We start from the raw sequence: 15,803 nt of genomic DNA, 5'->3' as shown, positions 1-15,803 counted from the left end.
GAGAGAATAAAAACTTCCGCATCCATTTATAAACACGGAAGTTTTTAAAATTTTTTAGCTTGGGGACTGTTCCGGGAAAAAGTCATTCCATGGTCAGCGTACAGCTTTTCCTGTTTTGCAACAGTTTTGGGATAGTAAATTCAGGATTTTTCAGGATAAAGGACGTGGCTTGCTTTCTTCAGGATACCGGATAAAACGCTACGGAAGTAATGTTCTCAATGCTTTCGCAGCACCGGGTAAGAAAAATGAAAAAGAAGTTGACTGATATTGGATTTTTGCTATTAGCTTTAAATCGATATTGGATTGAACTTTATAGGCTTTATCAGGATATTTGGATATGATTGATATTTAATTCCTATCAATCAACTTCTGACACAAAGATGCAGCAGAAATGGATGCTACACAAGCGCATAATTGCTCTATTATTGATACACAGTAAATACGTAACCTGTCGTAACAAAACTGTAAAAAAGTAAGTTTATTTACGATAAAATGTATCGTAAAAATACGTACCCGCTCGATTGAAAGTTAAAATTTAGCAGGAGATAAGATATATAATTTAAGCAACCCGCTTTAGTTTATGCGGATATCAAAACCTTTGTTGACTAAAGGTATCGTTCTTCAATTATTTTTTTATGGTGATACACATGCCCCAGCGTAATATATCCCATACTTGCGACGCTGGTTGGTATACCGTTGGCGCTACCAATTCTTGTAAGCGTTTCTTCTGTAAAGCTTTTATAAAGCAGTTCTGTTGCTTTGCGTACGGCTAAAAATTCTTCTGTAAGGCTTAACCAGGTTCTGTCGTTGGCTACCACGCTTGCGGCATAGGCATTTTCATCAAATCCAGCGATATTGCTGGCTTCCCTTCTTGCAAAACACAGCGCACGGAAACAAAAAATTCTTTCTGTATCAATGATATGTTGCAATAAATCTTTGAGCGTCCATTTACCCGGAGCATAGGCATGCATTGATTTTTCTTCTGTTATGCGGCTCAATAAAGTAACGATAACCGGTCCCTGGTTTGCGAACCCCTGCAGCAATGATTCGTCTGGTACCTGGTCAATATATTTTTGAAAATAGGGAGGATAATTTTCCGGAGATGGTTTAAACATGGCTGAATTTTTTATGGTTAAATAAAATGCCGGGCTTTTGCCCGGCACTAAATTACTATTTTTAGAAACTGCTGTAAATTATCCTTTTTTATTTTTTGTCATCGTCGGTGCAGGCAACACTTCTTTTGTTCTATCGCCTTGCAGACTGGCAGCTAATTTAACTGCCTCATAAGCGTTCAGTAAACCACCACTTACACACAATTCACTCAGCTTGGTTTTTTGTGTTGTTCCTGGTATGTTTACTTCGGTATCAGGCGCAACGGAAGATTTTTCAATAATATATTTTAATTGTTTGGCGCTTAATGTTGGAAAATATTCCAGCAACAATGCAGCTGTGCCTGCCACCACCGGGCATGCCATACTTGTACCTGAAGCGTTGCCGTACATATTTCCCCCAGGGATGGTTGAATAGATTTGTACACCAGGGGCAAACACATCTACCTGTTGTTTACCATAGTTGCTAAAGTTAGCTGTAATGCTTCCTGTATGCGGATCTCCGCTTGCACCAACAGTTATCCAGTTGGTTGCTTTTTTACCGTTATCAAGGTAAACAGGGCTTGGATAATTATCCGTGCTGTCAACGTTTTTAGCATCATTTCCTGCAGCGTGCACCAGCAGTACACCTTTGCTTTCAGCAAACTTAACGGCGTCATCCACCCATTTCTTTTCAGGCGAAAACTCTTTGCCAAAACTCATACTTATTACCTGTGCACCATTTTCTACCGCATAACGTATCGCATTGGCGATATCTTTATCATGTTCATCACCATCGGGAACTGCACGGACCATCATAATACGTACATTGTCGGCTATGCCTTTAATTCCCTTACCATTGTCCCGAACGGCGGCAATAATACCGGCACAATGGGTGCCATGAAAAGGCGTTGCAGTCATGATATCTTTGTTACCGTAAAAACGGTCGGTGATGTCATTTTCATCATCCTGAACAATTTCTTTACGGTATTCTTTTGGCGAGTTTTCTACTGCATCTGCTTTTCGCAACTCGCCATTTAATTCGTCTATAATCTGTTTATTGGTTAGTTCGTTACTATTGTTTCCCTTGCACAACTGAGTTAGAAATACTTTAGTCCTTTTTGCATTGGCGTCTGTTGGATTGTATTTTTCAAGGTCATTACAATTGTATTCGTCTTTGCCTAATTCTTTTGTAATAACAGAATCACCCTTTAAAAAGCCGGGTAATATTTGTTTTAAAAAGGCAATTTCAGCCGGGTTTACTTCGCCCGCTACTTTCTCTTTTACTTTTTTATAAAGTGCTATTTCATTTTTCTGCGTGTCGGAAACGGCTGAGTCATCCGGAATTTCCTCACCATATTTTGCTTTCAGCGCCGTGTAAACTCTTGCGCCTTCGTAACTGTCTTCTTTTACGTTACGGCCATCTTTACCACCTAAAAAATTCCAGCCATGCACGTCATCAATGTACCCGTTATGGTCATCATCTATACCATTGCCCGGAATTTCCTTTGTATTTGTCCATAAAATGGGCTTCAGGTCTTCGTGCACTGTATCAATGCCACCATCAATTACTGCAACCAACACCTGTTTGCTCTTTAATTTTTTGGCTTTCAAAAAATCGTACGCTTTATCCAGGCTTATGCCATAATAACCAGTGCCTGCTTTATCCAGCTGGTACCAGTTCTTCGGAGCCTCTGTGGATGCACTTTGTGCGAATGTGGCGGTGGTTACCAGTAACGCACTGCTTAAAAGCCATATTTTCATAGTTTAAATTTTACTGGGAGGCAAGTTATCACAAAGCCTCTAAATGTATCAATCAAATCAAAAAAAATAACTTGTTTTTATCAAAAAAATATAGGTTTACAAGGAGATAAAACGGGTAAAAAAGGGAAAAATGTCAGTTTTATCTCGAGGAAGCTGTTGATCAAACAGGCCAAAAACGGTGCTTCCGCTACCGCTCATAGCGGCGAATACAGCTCCCATGTTATATAATTTTTCTTTTATTTCGTTTATTACGGGCCAGCTTCCGCATACCGGTTCTTCAAAATCATTTATCAATGTATTTTTCCACGATGTTACTGGAAGCTGTATAATCTCCGTTAATGACAGCAGAGGCGAACTTTCTTCCTCCGGCTGACGCAATTTCAAGGCTGCAAATGCTGACCCGGTATTTACATGTATGCCAGGATTTACCAATGCAAGCGTATAGCCTGAAAGATTGAGCGCAACAGGCTTCAAAATTTCCCCTCTGCCGGTTGCCAGACAGGGTTTATTTAAAATAAAAAAGGCGCAATCGCTGCCCAGTTGAGCAGCGTAGTGCATTAGTTTTTCTGTTGAAACTTGCAAGTGAAAAAGTCGATTCAATAGTTGCAATGTAAAAGCGGCATCAGCAGAACCTCCGCCCAATCCGGCCCCCATGGGAATACATTTGTGCAGGTGCATCGTTATAGAAGGAAGCTGGGGGAAATCTTTCTTTAAAAGCCAGTAGGCCTTTACGCAGATATTATCTTTGCTGTCACCATCTACTGCTAAACCTGAGTTGCTGAAAATAATTGGTGCTGAATTGCTGGAGGAGATGATTTCCAGTGCATCGGTAAACGCTACCGGGTAAAAAATGGTTTCTAAATTATGATACCCATCGTCCCGTTTATTAAGAATGCGTAAGCCAAAATTAATTTTGCAACCGGGAAAAACGACCATGTTTTTAATGGATAATTTTTTAATTGATAATGGATACTATATTCAGATTTGGCCAATTATCCCAAGCAGGTATATCAAATATCATTTTTTTAAGAGAAGATAAGTATTGAAGAAATGATCTATTAATCCATTATCAATTATTCATTAACCTGCTATTTTCTTGTTTTTATTTCATCCCGGATGGCGATCGCTCTTATATAATCTTCCTGTTCCAACACTTCGTTTAACAGTGTATTCAATTCTTCAAGCGAAAGGCGTTGCAAATCGTCCTGTCCGCCTGTTTCTGTAGTTACCGGGGCAGTCGACTTCTTTTTCTTTTCATCATTTTCCATTAGTATGCCGGCACTGTCCAATATATTTTCGTAAGTAAAAATACTGCACCCAAAACGCACTGCGAGCGCAAGTGCATCTGACGTTCTGGAATCAATTTCAACGGTATCATTCTGACTGCTGCATACCAGCTTACTGTAAAAAATACCTTCCTGCAAATCGTTGATCACTACTTCGTGCAGTTCAACATTAAAAGCCATCATAAAATTTTTCATCAGGTCGTGGGTAAGCGGCCGACTGGGACTCATACGCTCCAAGGCGACTGCAATGGCCTGTGCCTCAAAACCTCCTATTACAATCGGTAATCTGCGTAAGCCATTCACTTCTCCCAGCACAACTGCATAGGAATGAGTTTGTGTAATGCTGTGCGAAAGGGCAACTATTTCTAATTCAATTTTCTTCATGTTCAAATCGTCAAAAGGGAAAATAAGTATCTTACTAATTGCAAATATAAAAAACAAAAGCCTTTCAATACAATTTGAAAGGCTTTATAAATTAAATTAATAAATTTTTATTTTATCGACGCTAGTTTTTGATTTACAGGTGCTTCATTTGTTTTACAGCTTCAATAATTTTGGGCATAACGTCAAAAGCATCTCCTACAATTCCATAATCGGCCGCTTTAAAAAATGGCGCTTCTGGATCTTTGTTGATTACTACAATTGTCTTACTTCTGTTTACGCCTGCCAAATGCTGAATGGCGCCGGAAATACCAATGGCGAAATACAGGTTAGGTGCAATCGCAAGACCAGTCTGGCCCACGTGTTCATGATGAGGCCGCCAGCCGATATCTGCCACAGGTCGGCTGCATGCAGTGGCAGCCCCCAATAATTTGGCAAGATCAGTTACCAGTCCCCAGTTCTCGGGGCCCTTTAATCCGCGGCCACCGCTGACTACAATTTCTGCTTCGCTTAACGGCACTTCACCCACTACTTTATCGGTAGCAGTTACCTGTACTTTGGGTGCTTCAATTGTTGCTGCAAACGGAGCCACTTCCGCATTGCCTTCGGTGGTAGCAACCGTAAACGAATTAGGGTTTAAGGAAATAATTTTTACAGCCGTATTGATGGTAACATTGGCAAAGGCCTTGCCACTAAATACATTTTTTCTTACTGTAAAACCATTTGTAGTATCCGGTAGTGCAATGGCTCCTGAAACCAGCCCGGCCTTTAACCGCACACTCAATCGCGGCGCAATGGCCTTGCCGTTAAAGTTGTTGGAAAAAACAATGACAGTTGCGGCAATGGCTGTAGCGGCTTCCGCAATAATTTTCGTAAACACCTGCGCATCTACATGGTTTAGTACTTCATCTGTTACCGTATGTACCGTGGTAATCCCATATTTTCCCAGCAACGCTAAATCGTCATTGACATTACCGAGCACAATAGCTTCCGCAGTAGTGCCAATCTGTTTTGCAACCGCGGCGCCATAACCGGCAGCTTCAAAAGAAGATTTCTTGATATGGCCATCAGCCTGGTCTAAAAATATTAAAACGCTCATTTTAAAAGTTTTGCTTTAATTAAAAATGATTTCAAATAAACAATAATCTTCGAATTGAAAGAGTTGCCCAATGAACTAAAAGTACAATAGTGCGACGCCAATGAAGTTGAAAGTAGCTTCTCAGCCCGGAAAAGAATAATAATCCTACAACTGAAAAAATATTACTACACCAAATACTCTCCATCCTAAGTTCCCTCTTTGGGGGCAGGGGGCTTTTAAATCACTTTCGCTTCCTCATGCAGTAACCGCACCAGTTCCTCCGGGTGCTCGGCACTTACCATTTTTACGCCCGCTTTAGCAGGTGGTAAAGTAAAAGATGCAATGGAAGTGAAAGCCTCTGCAGCAGCAGGTTCTACTACTTTCAGCGGTTTGCTCCGGGCGCCCATAATGCCCTTCATGTTGGGGATGCGTTGTTCCGCCATTCCCTTTTGGCAACTCACTACTACGGGTAGCTGCACTTTATCTGTTTCTTCGCCACCTTCAATTTCGCGGTTAATGATCGCTGTTGTTCCTTCCAGTACAAATTTGGTTGCCAGCGAAACGTAGGGAAGATCAAGCAATTCCGCTACCATGCCACCGATAGAAGAACCATTGTAATCAATCGTTTCTTTGCCGGTGAAAATTAAGTCGTAACTATTTTCCTTTGCAATGGCCGCAATCTGCGAAGCAATAAAATAACTGTCATGGCTATCCGAATTTACGCGGATGGCTTCATCACCACCCAGCGCAAGCGCTTTGCGGATGATCGGATCGCAATCCGCACCGCCCACGGTTACCAGGTGAATCACCGTCGCAGCATCGGCTTCTTTTAATTCAATGGCCCTCACCAGCGCATACCATTCATCGTACGGATTGATGATCCATTGAACACCATCTGCAGCGAATTTCGTATTGTTATCAGCGAAGGCTATTTTTGCGGTGGTATCAGGCGTTTTACTGATACAGACTAAAATTTTCATGCAAGTTCATTTTTCCCTGTCTTTATTGGGTGCAAAGACAGTCGTTATAAAATAAAGTTGTTTATGCAACTAATAACAAAGATAAGTGTTGTTCCCATAAATAAAATAAAAAATTAAAAAAAAGTATCGCATGAGCCGGATAGAAAAATTACTGGAATATTTGGAAACTTCCGGCAAGGATAGTTTTCTGCAACATGCACTGGCACTGGAATACATCAAAGTGGGCAACGATGAGGAAGCCCGCAAACTGTTCAATGAAATTTTGCTGCGGGAGCCCACCTATATTGGTTCCTACTATCATTTGGGAAAATTATTAGAGCGGGTGGCAGACTTTGACCGGGCCATCAGAATTTATAAAAGAGGCATGGAAGAAGCAAAAAGGGCAGGGGATAATCATTCGTATAATGAACTGCAGGGAGCGCTGGAAGATTTGGAAGAATAGGGCCCTCTGGATCCCCCAAGGGGGAGCTTTGTGGAGAGTATTTGTGCCAGTTAGTTCTTTCAATGGCAAGTTTAAAATTATTGTCCGGGCTGAGAAGCTACTTGCAACTTAATTGGTGTCGCACTTTTTTACATTAATTTTTCATGGCATCTTTGGCCCCCGGTTCATATCGGTTTTCAGCATTTGTTATAAACTTATACATGGAGCTTTTCGAAAAATTTACCGCATACATTAAAAAGGAAAACCTTTTTCAATCAACCGATAAACTTTTACTCGCAGTCAGCGGGGGAGTTGATTCTGTTGTATTGTGTGCTTTATGCAAACAGGCCAGATATAATTTTTCTATAGCGCATTGCAATTTTAAACTGCGTGGCGAAGAAAGTGACCGGGACGAAAAGTTTGTACGGGCGCTGGCTGAAAAATGCGGCGTGCCTTTTTACGTTAAGAGTTTTGATACTGCAACAATAGCAGCCGACACAAAAAAATCAATAGAGGAAACCGCCCGCAACCTGCGCTACCAGTGGTTTAAAACACTGATGACTGAAAAAAAATACAATCACATTGTAACAGCCCATCATGCAGACGATAATATTGAAACCGTGGTAATGCATTTTTTCAGGGGCACCGGTATAAAAGGTTTAAGGGGTATTTTACCCAAGCAAAATAAAATAGTACGGCCATTGCTGTTTGCCCGTCGTGCTGAACTCGAAGTCTTTGTGTCAACACACCAACTGGCATTTGTAACTGATCATACCAATGCAGCAAATGATTATACCCGCAATTATTTCCGCAACACCCTGCTTCCATTGGTAAGCCAAAGTTTTCCAGAAGCCAAAGAAAACATCCTAAAAAACATTCAGCGTTTTACAGAAACTGAAATCCTTTACCGCCAGTCAGTTGATCTTCATTTAAAAAAATTACTGGAGCAAAAAGGTAATGAAGTACATATACCGGTGCTGAAACTTTTAAAAACAATACCTCTTGCAACTATTGTTTATGAAGTAATAAAAGACTTTGGATTCACTGCACACCAAACTGACGAAGTGGTTGGCTTACTAAAAAGCGAGACCGGGAAATATGTAGAATCGGCCACACACCGCATCATTAAAAACCGTAACTGGCTTATCATTGCGCCGGTTATGCAGGAGGAAGCGGAACATATTTTAATTGAGTATACAGATAAAAAAATTGTATTTGCAGGCGGAGAAATTGCAATTCAAAAACTGTCCGCAGACAAAGTTAGCATGGATACATCGCCATTGATAGCCACGCTGAATGCGGATGAAATTACCTTCCCGTTATTATTGCGCAAATGGAAGCTGGGCGATTATTTTTATCCCCTTGGCATGCAAAAGAAAAAGAAAATCAACCGTTTTTTGACAGACCAAAAATTATCGCTTACCCAAAAAGAAAATACCTGGGTAATTGAAATGAATCAAAAAATATTGTGGGTGATCGGCCTGCGCATTGATGATCGTTTTAAAACTGCCCCGCAAACGCGGCAGGTGCTAAAACTGGAATTTAATAAGTAGAGAACAGGTTATCTAAACGAACCGTTTTTACCTGCTCCAAAAAATTTGCCACCACAGGATAGTGCCCAAAAATGCCTGCGAAAATCACAATGAAACCTATGCCGAACAAGCCTCCCCAAATGTGTGCTGAGTGGTTGATATTGCTGTTGCCTTTTCTTGCCAGTAAATAAGATATTACCAGGTAAAGAATACCAAATAAAAATCCCGGAATAAAAACAGGTATAAATATCAGCCCAACGCCCTGCATGGGATTAAAGAGTATAAATGCAAACACCACTGCCGATACAGCGCCTGATGCACCTAAACTTTTATACTGATAATTGTCTTTGTGCGTCATATAGGTCGGTATCAGGCATACCGCAAAAGCCGCCACATACATCAATATATAAAATAGTTTACCTGCGCTGCCAAAAATAGCCACAAACTCAAACTCAACACCACCACTGTGCTGACCCTGTCCGAACAGGTACAATGCATACATATTAAACAACAGGTGCGGAATATCTTTATGAATAATGCCGCAGCTAAAAAAGCGATACCACTCATGATTGACTGAAACTGCGGGTGGATAAAATATCAGTTTATCCATCAGCTCTTCATTATTAAAACAAATAAAAGACACAATGCAGGTAATAGCTATTATAATAATAGTAACACTCATAAAATTTTATTGGTGATGATATTTTTCGTTGCGGTTGATGCTGCAGGCTCTGTACACCTGCTCGGCTAAGATAAGCCTAACTAACTGATGAGGAAAAACCAATTGTGCTAAACTCCACTTAAAATTCGCTCTTTGCATAACGGTATCACTTACACCAAAAGCACCACCGACTAAAAAAATGATATTTTTTGTACTTTCATTTGCCCGCTGCTGAATAAAAGAAGCCAGTCCTTCACTAGTCAATTGTTTGCCCCTTTCATCCAGTAACACCAGGAAATCGTCTTTTTGCAATGCTGCTAAAATAATTTCTCCCTCTTTTTTTTTAAGATCCGTTTCACTCAAAGCAGCTGCGTTTTTAGGACCCGCAATAATGGTCCAGTCCACCGGATAGTAGTTGGCAATGCGTTTTGTAAACATTTCCACACCTTCTTTAACAAAGCTTTCATGTGCCTTACCAACCGTCCAGAATTGAAATTTCATTTTTATTATTTAGCGCAAAAATGCATAAAGAGTTGGGATGAATAAAATAAATCTCTATTTTTGCCGTCCGAAACAAGAAACGGCTGCGTAGCTCAATTGAATAGAGCATCTGACTACGGATCAGAAGGTTTCAGGTTTGAATCCTGACGCGGTCACCACCAGAAGAGATTATCATTGAGATAGTCTCTTTTTTTTATGCGTGTATGTTTACTACTTGCATACTTTACTCCGGACAGCTAGATAAGTTTTATATTGGTTTACCCGGTGATAAAATATCTTTTAGACTTACCATCCAACCGGCAAACAGTACAGTTTTTACAGGTGGGTTAATGATTGGTAATTGCTTGCATTGAATTGTTGGCAACTGAGGTACCAGCAATGCACAGAGAAAATAAGGCCACACTCCGGACATATCCGGAAGATCTCAACTACAGAACGCCGAAACAAAATCTTTCTTTTAAAATATTTGTCGCATACATTGAAAAGCCTGTTGCATACCACCTTGCAATAAGTTGATCTTCAGTCGTATATCACGTGCGACGACAGTATTAGTATCTACCACATAATCGCTAACACCCCGCAGGGCTGCTCCCTTACTTTTATCAAAACAAATTCATTGATCGGTTTAGAGATATCAATTATTAAACAGATATCCTTAATCTAATTCAGGCTGATTTACTGCTGATGAGATTTTAAAAAGATGTTTAATTATTATAAGAAGCAAACAAATATATAACCGACAGCCGGCCCCCGTCAAGACTTACCCTACGGGTAAACCGATAAGTAAAATAAATGTACAAGACATCAAAAACTTTCTTTTAAAAATAAAAAAACACACATGAAACGATTAGTACTCCTTTGGGCCGTTCTGTCCGGTATAACGATTTTTTCAATCAATTCCCTGCAGGCTCAAAGCGTTGCCATCAATACGGATGGATCGGCTGCGCATGGCAGCGCCATACTCGATATTAAAAGTATTACGAAAGGAATGTTACCGCCCCGTATGAATTCACTTCAACGGACAAACATCACAACACCAGCGTCCGGTTTGCTGGTATTTGACACCGACACCAACAGCTTTTGGTTTTACAACGGTTCGGCGTGGAGTAATCTTTCAGCATCGGCTACACCAGGGTGGTTGCTTACAGGCAACAGCGCCACCAATCCGTCCACTCATTTTATTGGCACTGCCGATAATCAACCACTTCGTTTCAAAGTTAATAATGTGTGGGCAGGAGAAATTCATCCGTCAACTGGCAACTTGTTTTTTGGTGTAAGTGCCGGGCAGGGCAATACCTCAGGCTTGCTTAACACGGCTGTAGGCATCGCGGCACTTCGCAATAACAGTATCGGTAATGAAAACGTAGCTATAGGTGACTCGTCTTTATATACTCAAAATGCAGCCGTTACAAATGTTGCGGTGGGTACCCATGCTTTAAATAAAAATACAACCGGTAATGCAAATACTGCCATTGGGCCCTATTCGCTGGTGAATAATGTGGATGGTGGATACAACACAGCAACAGGAGTAAATACTTTATCAAATAATATCACGGGAACAGAGAATGCCGCAACTGGTAGCAGGGCACTTCAGTTTAACCAGGCAAGTTTCAACACTGCAACCGGTGCTTCGGCACTTAGATTTAATAGCAGTGGAACTTACAATACTGCCAATGGATACCAGGCTTCTTATTCCAATTCAAGCGGCCAGTTTATTACCGCGGTGGGATACCAGTCGCTATACTCAAATACTTCTAACGGAAATACCGCAACCGGCTACCGCTCTTTATATTCCAACACCGCCGGAAATATCAGCAGTGCATTTGGATTTGGTGCGCTTGAGTTAAATACAACCGGCCGAGACAACAACGCTTTTGGTTACAATGCACTGTCATCTAATACAACCGCATCCGGGAATATCGCCATCGGAAACGATGCCTTACATTTTCAGGCATATGACGGGGGAGCGGGTTGGATTAGCGGAAATGTGGCAGTTGGAAACAACGCACTGTATCACAATAATCCGGCATCAAATACTGATGGATACTATAATACGGCGGTTGGACATAACGCGATGTATACCAACACCACAGGCCTTTCTAATGCAGCCATCGGAAAAGATGCACTGTATTCAAACACATCCGGATATGTAAATACGGCTGTGGGGGTAGAAGCGCTTTTTTCAAATTCGATCGGATCTAATAACACAGCCTTGGGTAAAGATGCGCTTTATTCAAATGTCGACGGCTCCGGCAATACAGCTAATGGAAATAGTGCACTGTATCATACCAAGTCGGGGGGGGATAATACAGCCGTTGGATTTAATGCTATTTTTTCAAACGTGTCAGGAAATTTCAACACAGCAATTGGCGTAGGGGCTCTTGACAATCTTGTAGGGGGTACAAAAAACATTGCGATTGGTTTTAACAGCGGAACAGATGTCGGTTCTCCTAATGTTACCAATACAATAAGCATTGGCAACGATGGCATTTTAAATGCCGCCAGTAACCAGGCTTTCCTGGGAAATTTAAGTACGTTATGGAACGGTGGCAATAAAACGTGGAGCACTTTTTCAGACGCACGAATGAAAAAGAATATTCATGCAGACGTAAAAGGGCTTGATTTTATTTTGCGGCTAAAGCCCGTGACATATAACCGCAGCCTGAACGCCATTGTAAAGATTACCGGGAATAAAGACACAAAAGAATTTGCCGGTAAATATGATGTAGAAAAAATAAAAGAAAGTGGATTTCTTGCCCAGGAAGTAGAACAGGCAGCCAAAGATGCCGGCTATGATTTTAGCGGTGTAGGTGTTCCTGAAAAATCAAATCAATTATACACCCTGAGTTACGAACAGTTTGTTGTACCCCTGGTAAAAGCGGTGCAGGAGCAACAGGCAATGATTAAAGATCAGCAGCAGCTAATTAACCTATTGACCAAAAGGCTGGAAACACTAGAAAAATCAAATAAATAAAACTTCTTCACTTTAAAACAAAAAAAATGAAACTCACATCATATTGTTTACAGTTTATGTTGGCACTTCTTTTATTTGCCTGCGGAAAATCCCCCTTAACGCAGCCATCTGTTAGTGGAAAATGCATACCACTCACTGAGAACACCAACTTCAATTCAGGTAATGTAACCTATACCTATCGGTACAATACCGATGGAACCCTCGCCAATATTTCGTATCCTCCCGTCAACATGGCGATCGGGTATTCGTCTACTTCCATCACGCAGCCGGCATCTGTAAGGGCCGGGCTCACCGACTCACTAAATACATCTTACAATGCCAATATCTTTAGAGGTCTCCCCACAACGGCAAGCCAGTGGATAACCCTGGATGGTATCACGCAGTCGGATTACTGGAACTATACATTTGCTTATGATGCCAAATCAAGGCTGGTACAGGTGCTGGAAACAACGCCGCATATTGCCACAGATTGGGAATACAAGCTCACCATTGCTTACAACGACCAGGATAATGTTACGTCCCTGAAATACGAAAACACCACAGGCCCCAGGGGCGATGTTGTAGTAACAGCCACGGGTTATGATGATAAACCAGGCCCGTATACAGGTATAAAAAACTGGCAATTGTATATGCATGCAGGCTGGAACAATTATGACCCCGGACCAATATTTGAAGCCCTTAGCAAAAATAACCTGTTGGGTTATACTAATTCCGGAGACCCGGACAGGATTAGAACCATCACTTATACATACAACGATAACGGTTTTCCTTTATCAAGAATAAATACAAATAAAAAGATATCGGATGGTAGTACCTATTCATTTATTGAAACATATACCTATCAATGTCAGTAACCCATAACAGTTGAGCAATGAAAAAATTATGTATTCTTTCCACCTGCTTACTTGCCTCTGTTTACTGCCATGCGCAATTGCAGATCGGGGCAGGCACCAGCTGGAAAAGTGAAGCAGGCACTTACTTAGTGCTTGATAACATGGAGCTGCAGCATGATGCAACCAGTGCATCACTGGATAATATTTTTAAGTTCACCGGCAATCAAAATATAACTGTCGGCGGTGCCACACTTCCACTTTTCAGCAATATCCAGGTTGCACTTACGGGATCTTCAAAGATTGTTTTACAAAGAACAATTAATATAAGCCAGGCAATTGAATTTCAATCCGGCTTCCTGGATTTGAATAATAACAATATTGACCTGGGTACTTCAGGATCAGTTGGCGGAGAATCAGAAGCGACAGGCATTACGGGGTCCAATGGCGGTTATGTACAAATCACCAATACGCTCAACGCACCAGTTTCAATCAATCCGGGCAATCTCGGCGCTGTATTAACTTCATTGCAAAACCTGGGGAGCACTACCATCCGCAGGGGGCATAGGACACAAAATATTGCCGGCTCCGGCGGTGGGAGTATCCTGCGGTATTATGATATCAACCCGGCCAATAACACGGGTCTAAATGCAACGCTCCGGTTTGCCTTTTTTAACACCGAACTAAATGGTTTGGATGCAAACAGCCTCGTGTTGTGGAGAAGTCCTGATGGCGTTAGCTGGAGTGATGCAGGTTTTACAACAAGAAATATTGCCGGCAACTACGTGGAGAAAACAGGCATTGATGCATTCTCTACCTGGACGCTTGCCCGTGTCAGCAATCCCCTGCCCGTTGTATATATTCTTTTCAATGCCGGATGTGACAATGGAAATGTTAAGCTGACATGGAAAACAGCACAGGAAAACAACAGCAGTTATTTCAATGTTGAAAGAAGTATGGGAGGAGATAGTTGGACAGTAATTGGTTCACAACCGGCAGCGGGCAACAGCAGTATAGCACGCAGCTATAGTTTTACCGGCAATAATACATGGGCCAGTGGTGCTGTCTATCGCATTGCGGAATATGATTTAAATGGCAGCATAAAATACTCCGGTAGTATACATGCAGATTGCGATGCGGACAACGATTGGAAAGTATGGCCAAACCCTGTAGCTGAAAATTTATCAGCTACAATTAAGGTTGCTAAAGAATCGAAAGCGCTCGTAAAAATATTTGATAGCAAGGGATCAATGATAAGTCAGCAACAAATCAATTTACTAAAGGGAAACAATCTTGTACAAATCAATATGAATACCATTGCTTCAGGCACGTACCAGGTTATTGCAACCTGGAACAACGGGCAAATACAAAAGAAAGTTTCAATTGTGAAGCGGTAACGTTTATACTATTTCAAGTGGGGTTATCTAAATAATTACCACAACGGGCCTATCACTTTTTTACTAAACAATCTAAAACAGAAAAAATGAAAAAGAAAATTGTGCATTACCAGGTATTATTTGTCTTCGTACTTATGTTTTTTTCTTCCTGTTATAAAGAAGGGAAACAAATAACTCTAGCTGAAGCAGGTGCTGTATCTGCAGACAAAATAAACAAGAGCGTAGAAAATGTTTTTAAGGGTCCGGAAATACAAATGGGCAATGGCAAGGTAAGGTCCTGGATAAGCATTAATCATGAGGGCGTACCTGTAGAAATTGGTATAGAAATGACAGACGGGGCTTTATATGGTTTATCTCAGGACCCGGAAGATTTTGCGGCTGCCACTTTCGTCCTTCCCTTGCATAAAAAAGCCGGTGACCTTACCCCTTTTGATCATTTGGTGATCAATTGGAATGTGCATGGTCACGAGCCGGAACATGTATTTGATGTACCACATTTCGATTTTCATTTTTACATGATCTCTGAAGGAGAGCAAATGGCTATTCCACCTTATGAAGTTGCTCCTGCTGGTTTTGATAACCTTCCGCCGCATGCTTATTGGCCCGACTTATATTTTCCTACAGCCGGTGGCGTTCCGCAGATGGGTAAGCATTGGGCAGATGGCACATTTGCACCACCATTTACTAAAACATTTATTTACGGTTCGTATAATGGTAAATTTATTTTTTTGGAGCCAATGATAATAAGAGATTATCTAGTGCAGGGTACCAGTTATACAGCAGCATTTCGACAGCTCCATGTATTTGACCCCACAAATAAATATTATCCGCAGAAATATAATATTTACAAAGATCCAGCTACTTCAAAACACTACATAACATTAAGCGATTTTGTCTGGAGATAACCTTC

The 15,803-nt window shown here is 41.2% G+C and carries 14 protein-coding genes and 1 tRNA gene; 7 read left to right on the top strand and 8 right to left on the bottom strand.

The features are described 5' to 3' along the window. Window positions 1–605: 605 nt before the first annotated feature. The 6 genes from JWR61_RS20705 to JWR61_RS20680 form a co-directional block, all read right to left on the bottom strand. Window positions 606–1,115, bottom strand: a complete 510-nt coding sequence (locus JWR61_RS20705; RefSeq protein ID WP_301929615.1) for a DinB family protein — start codon at window positions 1,113–1,115, stop codon at window positions 606–608. Between the two features lie 78 nt (window positions 1,116–1,193). After that, complete coding sequence (locus JWR61_RS20700) at window positions 1,194–2,852, bottom strand: S8 family peptidase (RefSeq protein ID WP_301929614.1); 1,659 nt, start codon at window positions 2,850–2,852, stop codon at window positions 1,194–1,196. Window positions 2,853–2,948: 96 nt separating this feature from the next. Then, a complete protein-coding gene (ispE, locus tag JWR61_RS20695) occupies window positions 2,949–3,788 on the bottom strand; it encodes a 4-(cytidine 5'-diphospho)-2-C-methyl-D-erythritol kinase (RefSeq protein WP_301929613.1) in 840 nt (279 codons plus the stop codon). A 152-nt stretch (window positions 3,789–3,940) separates the two neighbouring features. Beyond that, the gene (locus tag JWR61_RS20690; RefSeq protein WP_290338415.1) at window positions 3,941–4,522 is read right to left on the bottom strand and encodes a bifunctional nuclease family protein; all 582 of its coding nucleotides are present in this window, start codon (window positions 4,520–4,522) and stop codon (window positions 3,941–3,943) included. Window positions 4,523–4,655: 133 nt separating this feature from the next. Continuing rightward, complete coding sequence (locus JWR61_RS20685) at window positions 4,656–5,618, bottom strand: electron transfer flavoprotein subunit alpha/FixB family protein (protein ID WP_301929612.1); 963 nt, start codon at window positions 5,616–5,618, stop codon at window positions 4,656–4,658. A gap of 215 nt (window positions 5,619–5,833) precedes the next feature. Continuing rightward, window positions 5,834–6,577, bottom strand: a complete 744-nt coding sequence (locus JWR61_RS20680) for an electron transfer flavoprotein subunit beta/FixA family protein (RefSeq protein WP_301929611.1) — start codon at window positions 6,575–6,577, stop codon at window positions 5,834–5,836. A 130-nt stretch (window positions 6,578–6,707) separates the two neighbouring features. Between JWR61_RS20680 and JWR61_RS20675 the strand changes: the two genes are divergently transcribed. Both JWR61_RS20675 and tilS read left to right on the top strand, forming a co-directional pair. Next, on the top strand, window positions 6,708–7,019 hold the full coding sequence (locus JWR61_RS20675) for a lipopolysaccharide assembly protein LapB (RefSeq protein WP_290338412.1): 312 nt from the start codon (window positions 6,708–6,710) through the stop codon (window positions 7,017–7,019). Between the two features lie 200 nt (window positions 7,020–7,219). Continuing rightward, window positions 7,220–8,551: a tRNA lysidine(34) synthetase TilS gene (gene tilS / locus JWR61_RS20670; protein ID WP_301929610.1), complete on the top strand. Its 1,332-nt coding sequence runs from the start codon at window positions 7,220–7,222 to the stop codon at window positions 8,549–8,551. On the opposite strand, the gene JWR61_RS20665 is transcribed toward tilS, so the two are convergent. Both JWR61_RS20665 and JWR61_RS20660 read right to left on the bottom strand, forming a co-directional pair. Continuing rightward, the gene (locus tag JWR61_RS20665) at window positions 8,541–9,212 is read right to left on the bottom strand and encodes a rhomboid family intramembrane serine protease (protein ID WP_301929609.1); all 672 of its coding nucleotides are present in this window, start codon (window positions 9,210–9,212) and stop codon (window positions 8,541–8,543) included. The genes tilS and JWR61_RS20665 overlap by 11 nt on opposite strands. A 6-nt stretch (window positions 9,213–9,218) precedes the next feature. Next, window positions 9,219–9,692, bottom strand: coding sequence for a 23S rRNA (pseudouridine(1915)-N(3))-methyltransferase RlmH (locus JWR61_RS20660; protein WP_301929608.1), 474 nt, complete (start codon window positions 9,690–9,692; stop codon window positions 9,219–9,221). Window positions 9,693–9,773: 81 nt separating this feature from the next. Here JWR61_RS20660 and JWR61_RS20655 point away from each other — a divergent pair. The 5 genes from JWR61_RS20655 to JWR61_RS20635 all read left to right on the top strand — a co-directional run bounded on the left by JWR61_RS20655 (window position 9,774) and on the right by JWR61_RS20635 (window position 15,798). After that, window positions 9,774–9,850: transfer RNA gene (locus JWR61_RS20655), tRNA-Arg, on the top strand. 680 nt (window positions 9,851–10,530) lie between these two features. Next, window positions 10,531–12,666 (top strand): tail fiber domain-containing protein, encoded by a 2,136-nt coding sequence (locus JWR61_RS20650; protein WP_301929607.1) that lies wholly within the window; start codon window positions 10,531–10,533, stop codon window positions 12,664–12,666. A gap of 26 nt (window positions 12,667–12,692) precedes the next feature. Further along, a complete protein-coding gene (locus JWR61_RS20645) occupies window positions 12,693–13,520 on the top strand; it encodes a hypothetical protein (protein WP_301929606.1) in 828 nt (275 codons plus the stop codon). Window positions 13,521–13,537: 17 nt separating this feature from the next. Further along, window positions 13,538–14,893, top strand: coding sequence for a T9SS type A sorting domain-containing protein (locus JWR61_RS20640; RefSeq protein ID WP_301929605.1), 1,356 nt, complete (start codon window positions 13,538–13,540; stop codon window positions 14,891–14,893). 86 nt (window positions 14,894–14,979) lie between these two features. Next, complete coding sequence (locus JWR61_RS20635; RefSeq protein ID WP_301929604.1) at window positions 14,980–15,798, top strand: DUF5602 domain-containing protein; 819 nt, start codon at window positions 14,980–14,982, stop codon at window positions 15,796–15,798. Window positions 15,799–15,803: the final 5 nt, after the last annotated feature.

Source organism: Ferruginibacter sp. (assembly GCF_028288465.1).
Taxonomy (GTDB): Bacteria; Bacteroidota; Bacteroidia; order Chitinophagales; family Chitinophagaceae; genus Ferruginibacter.
This window is presented reverse-complemented; position numbering and strand designations above follow the sequence as displayed.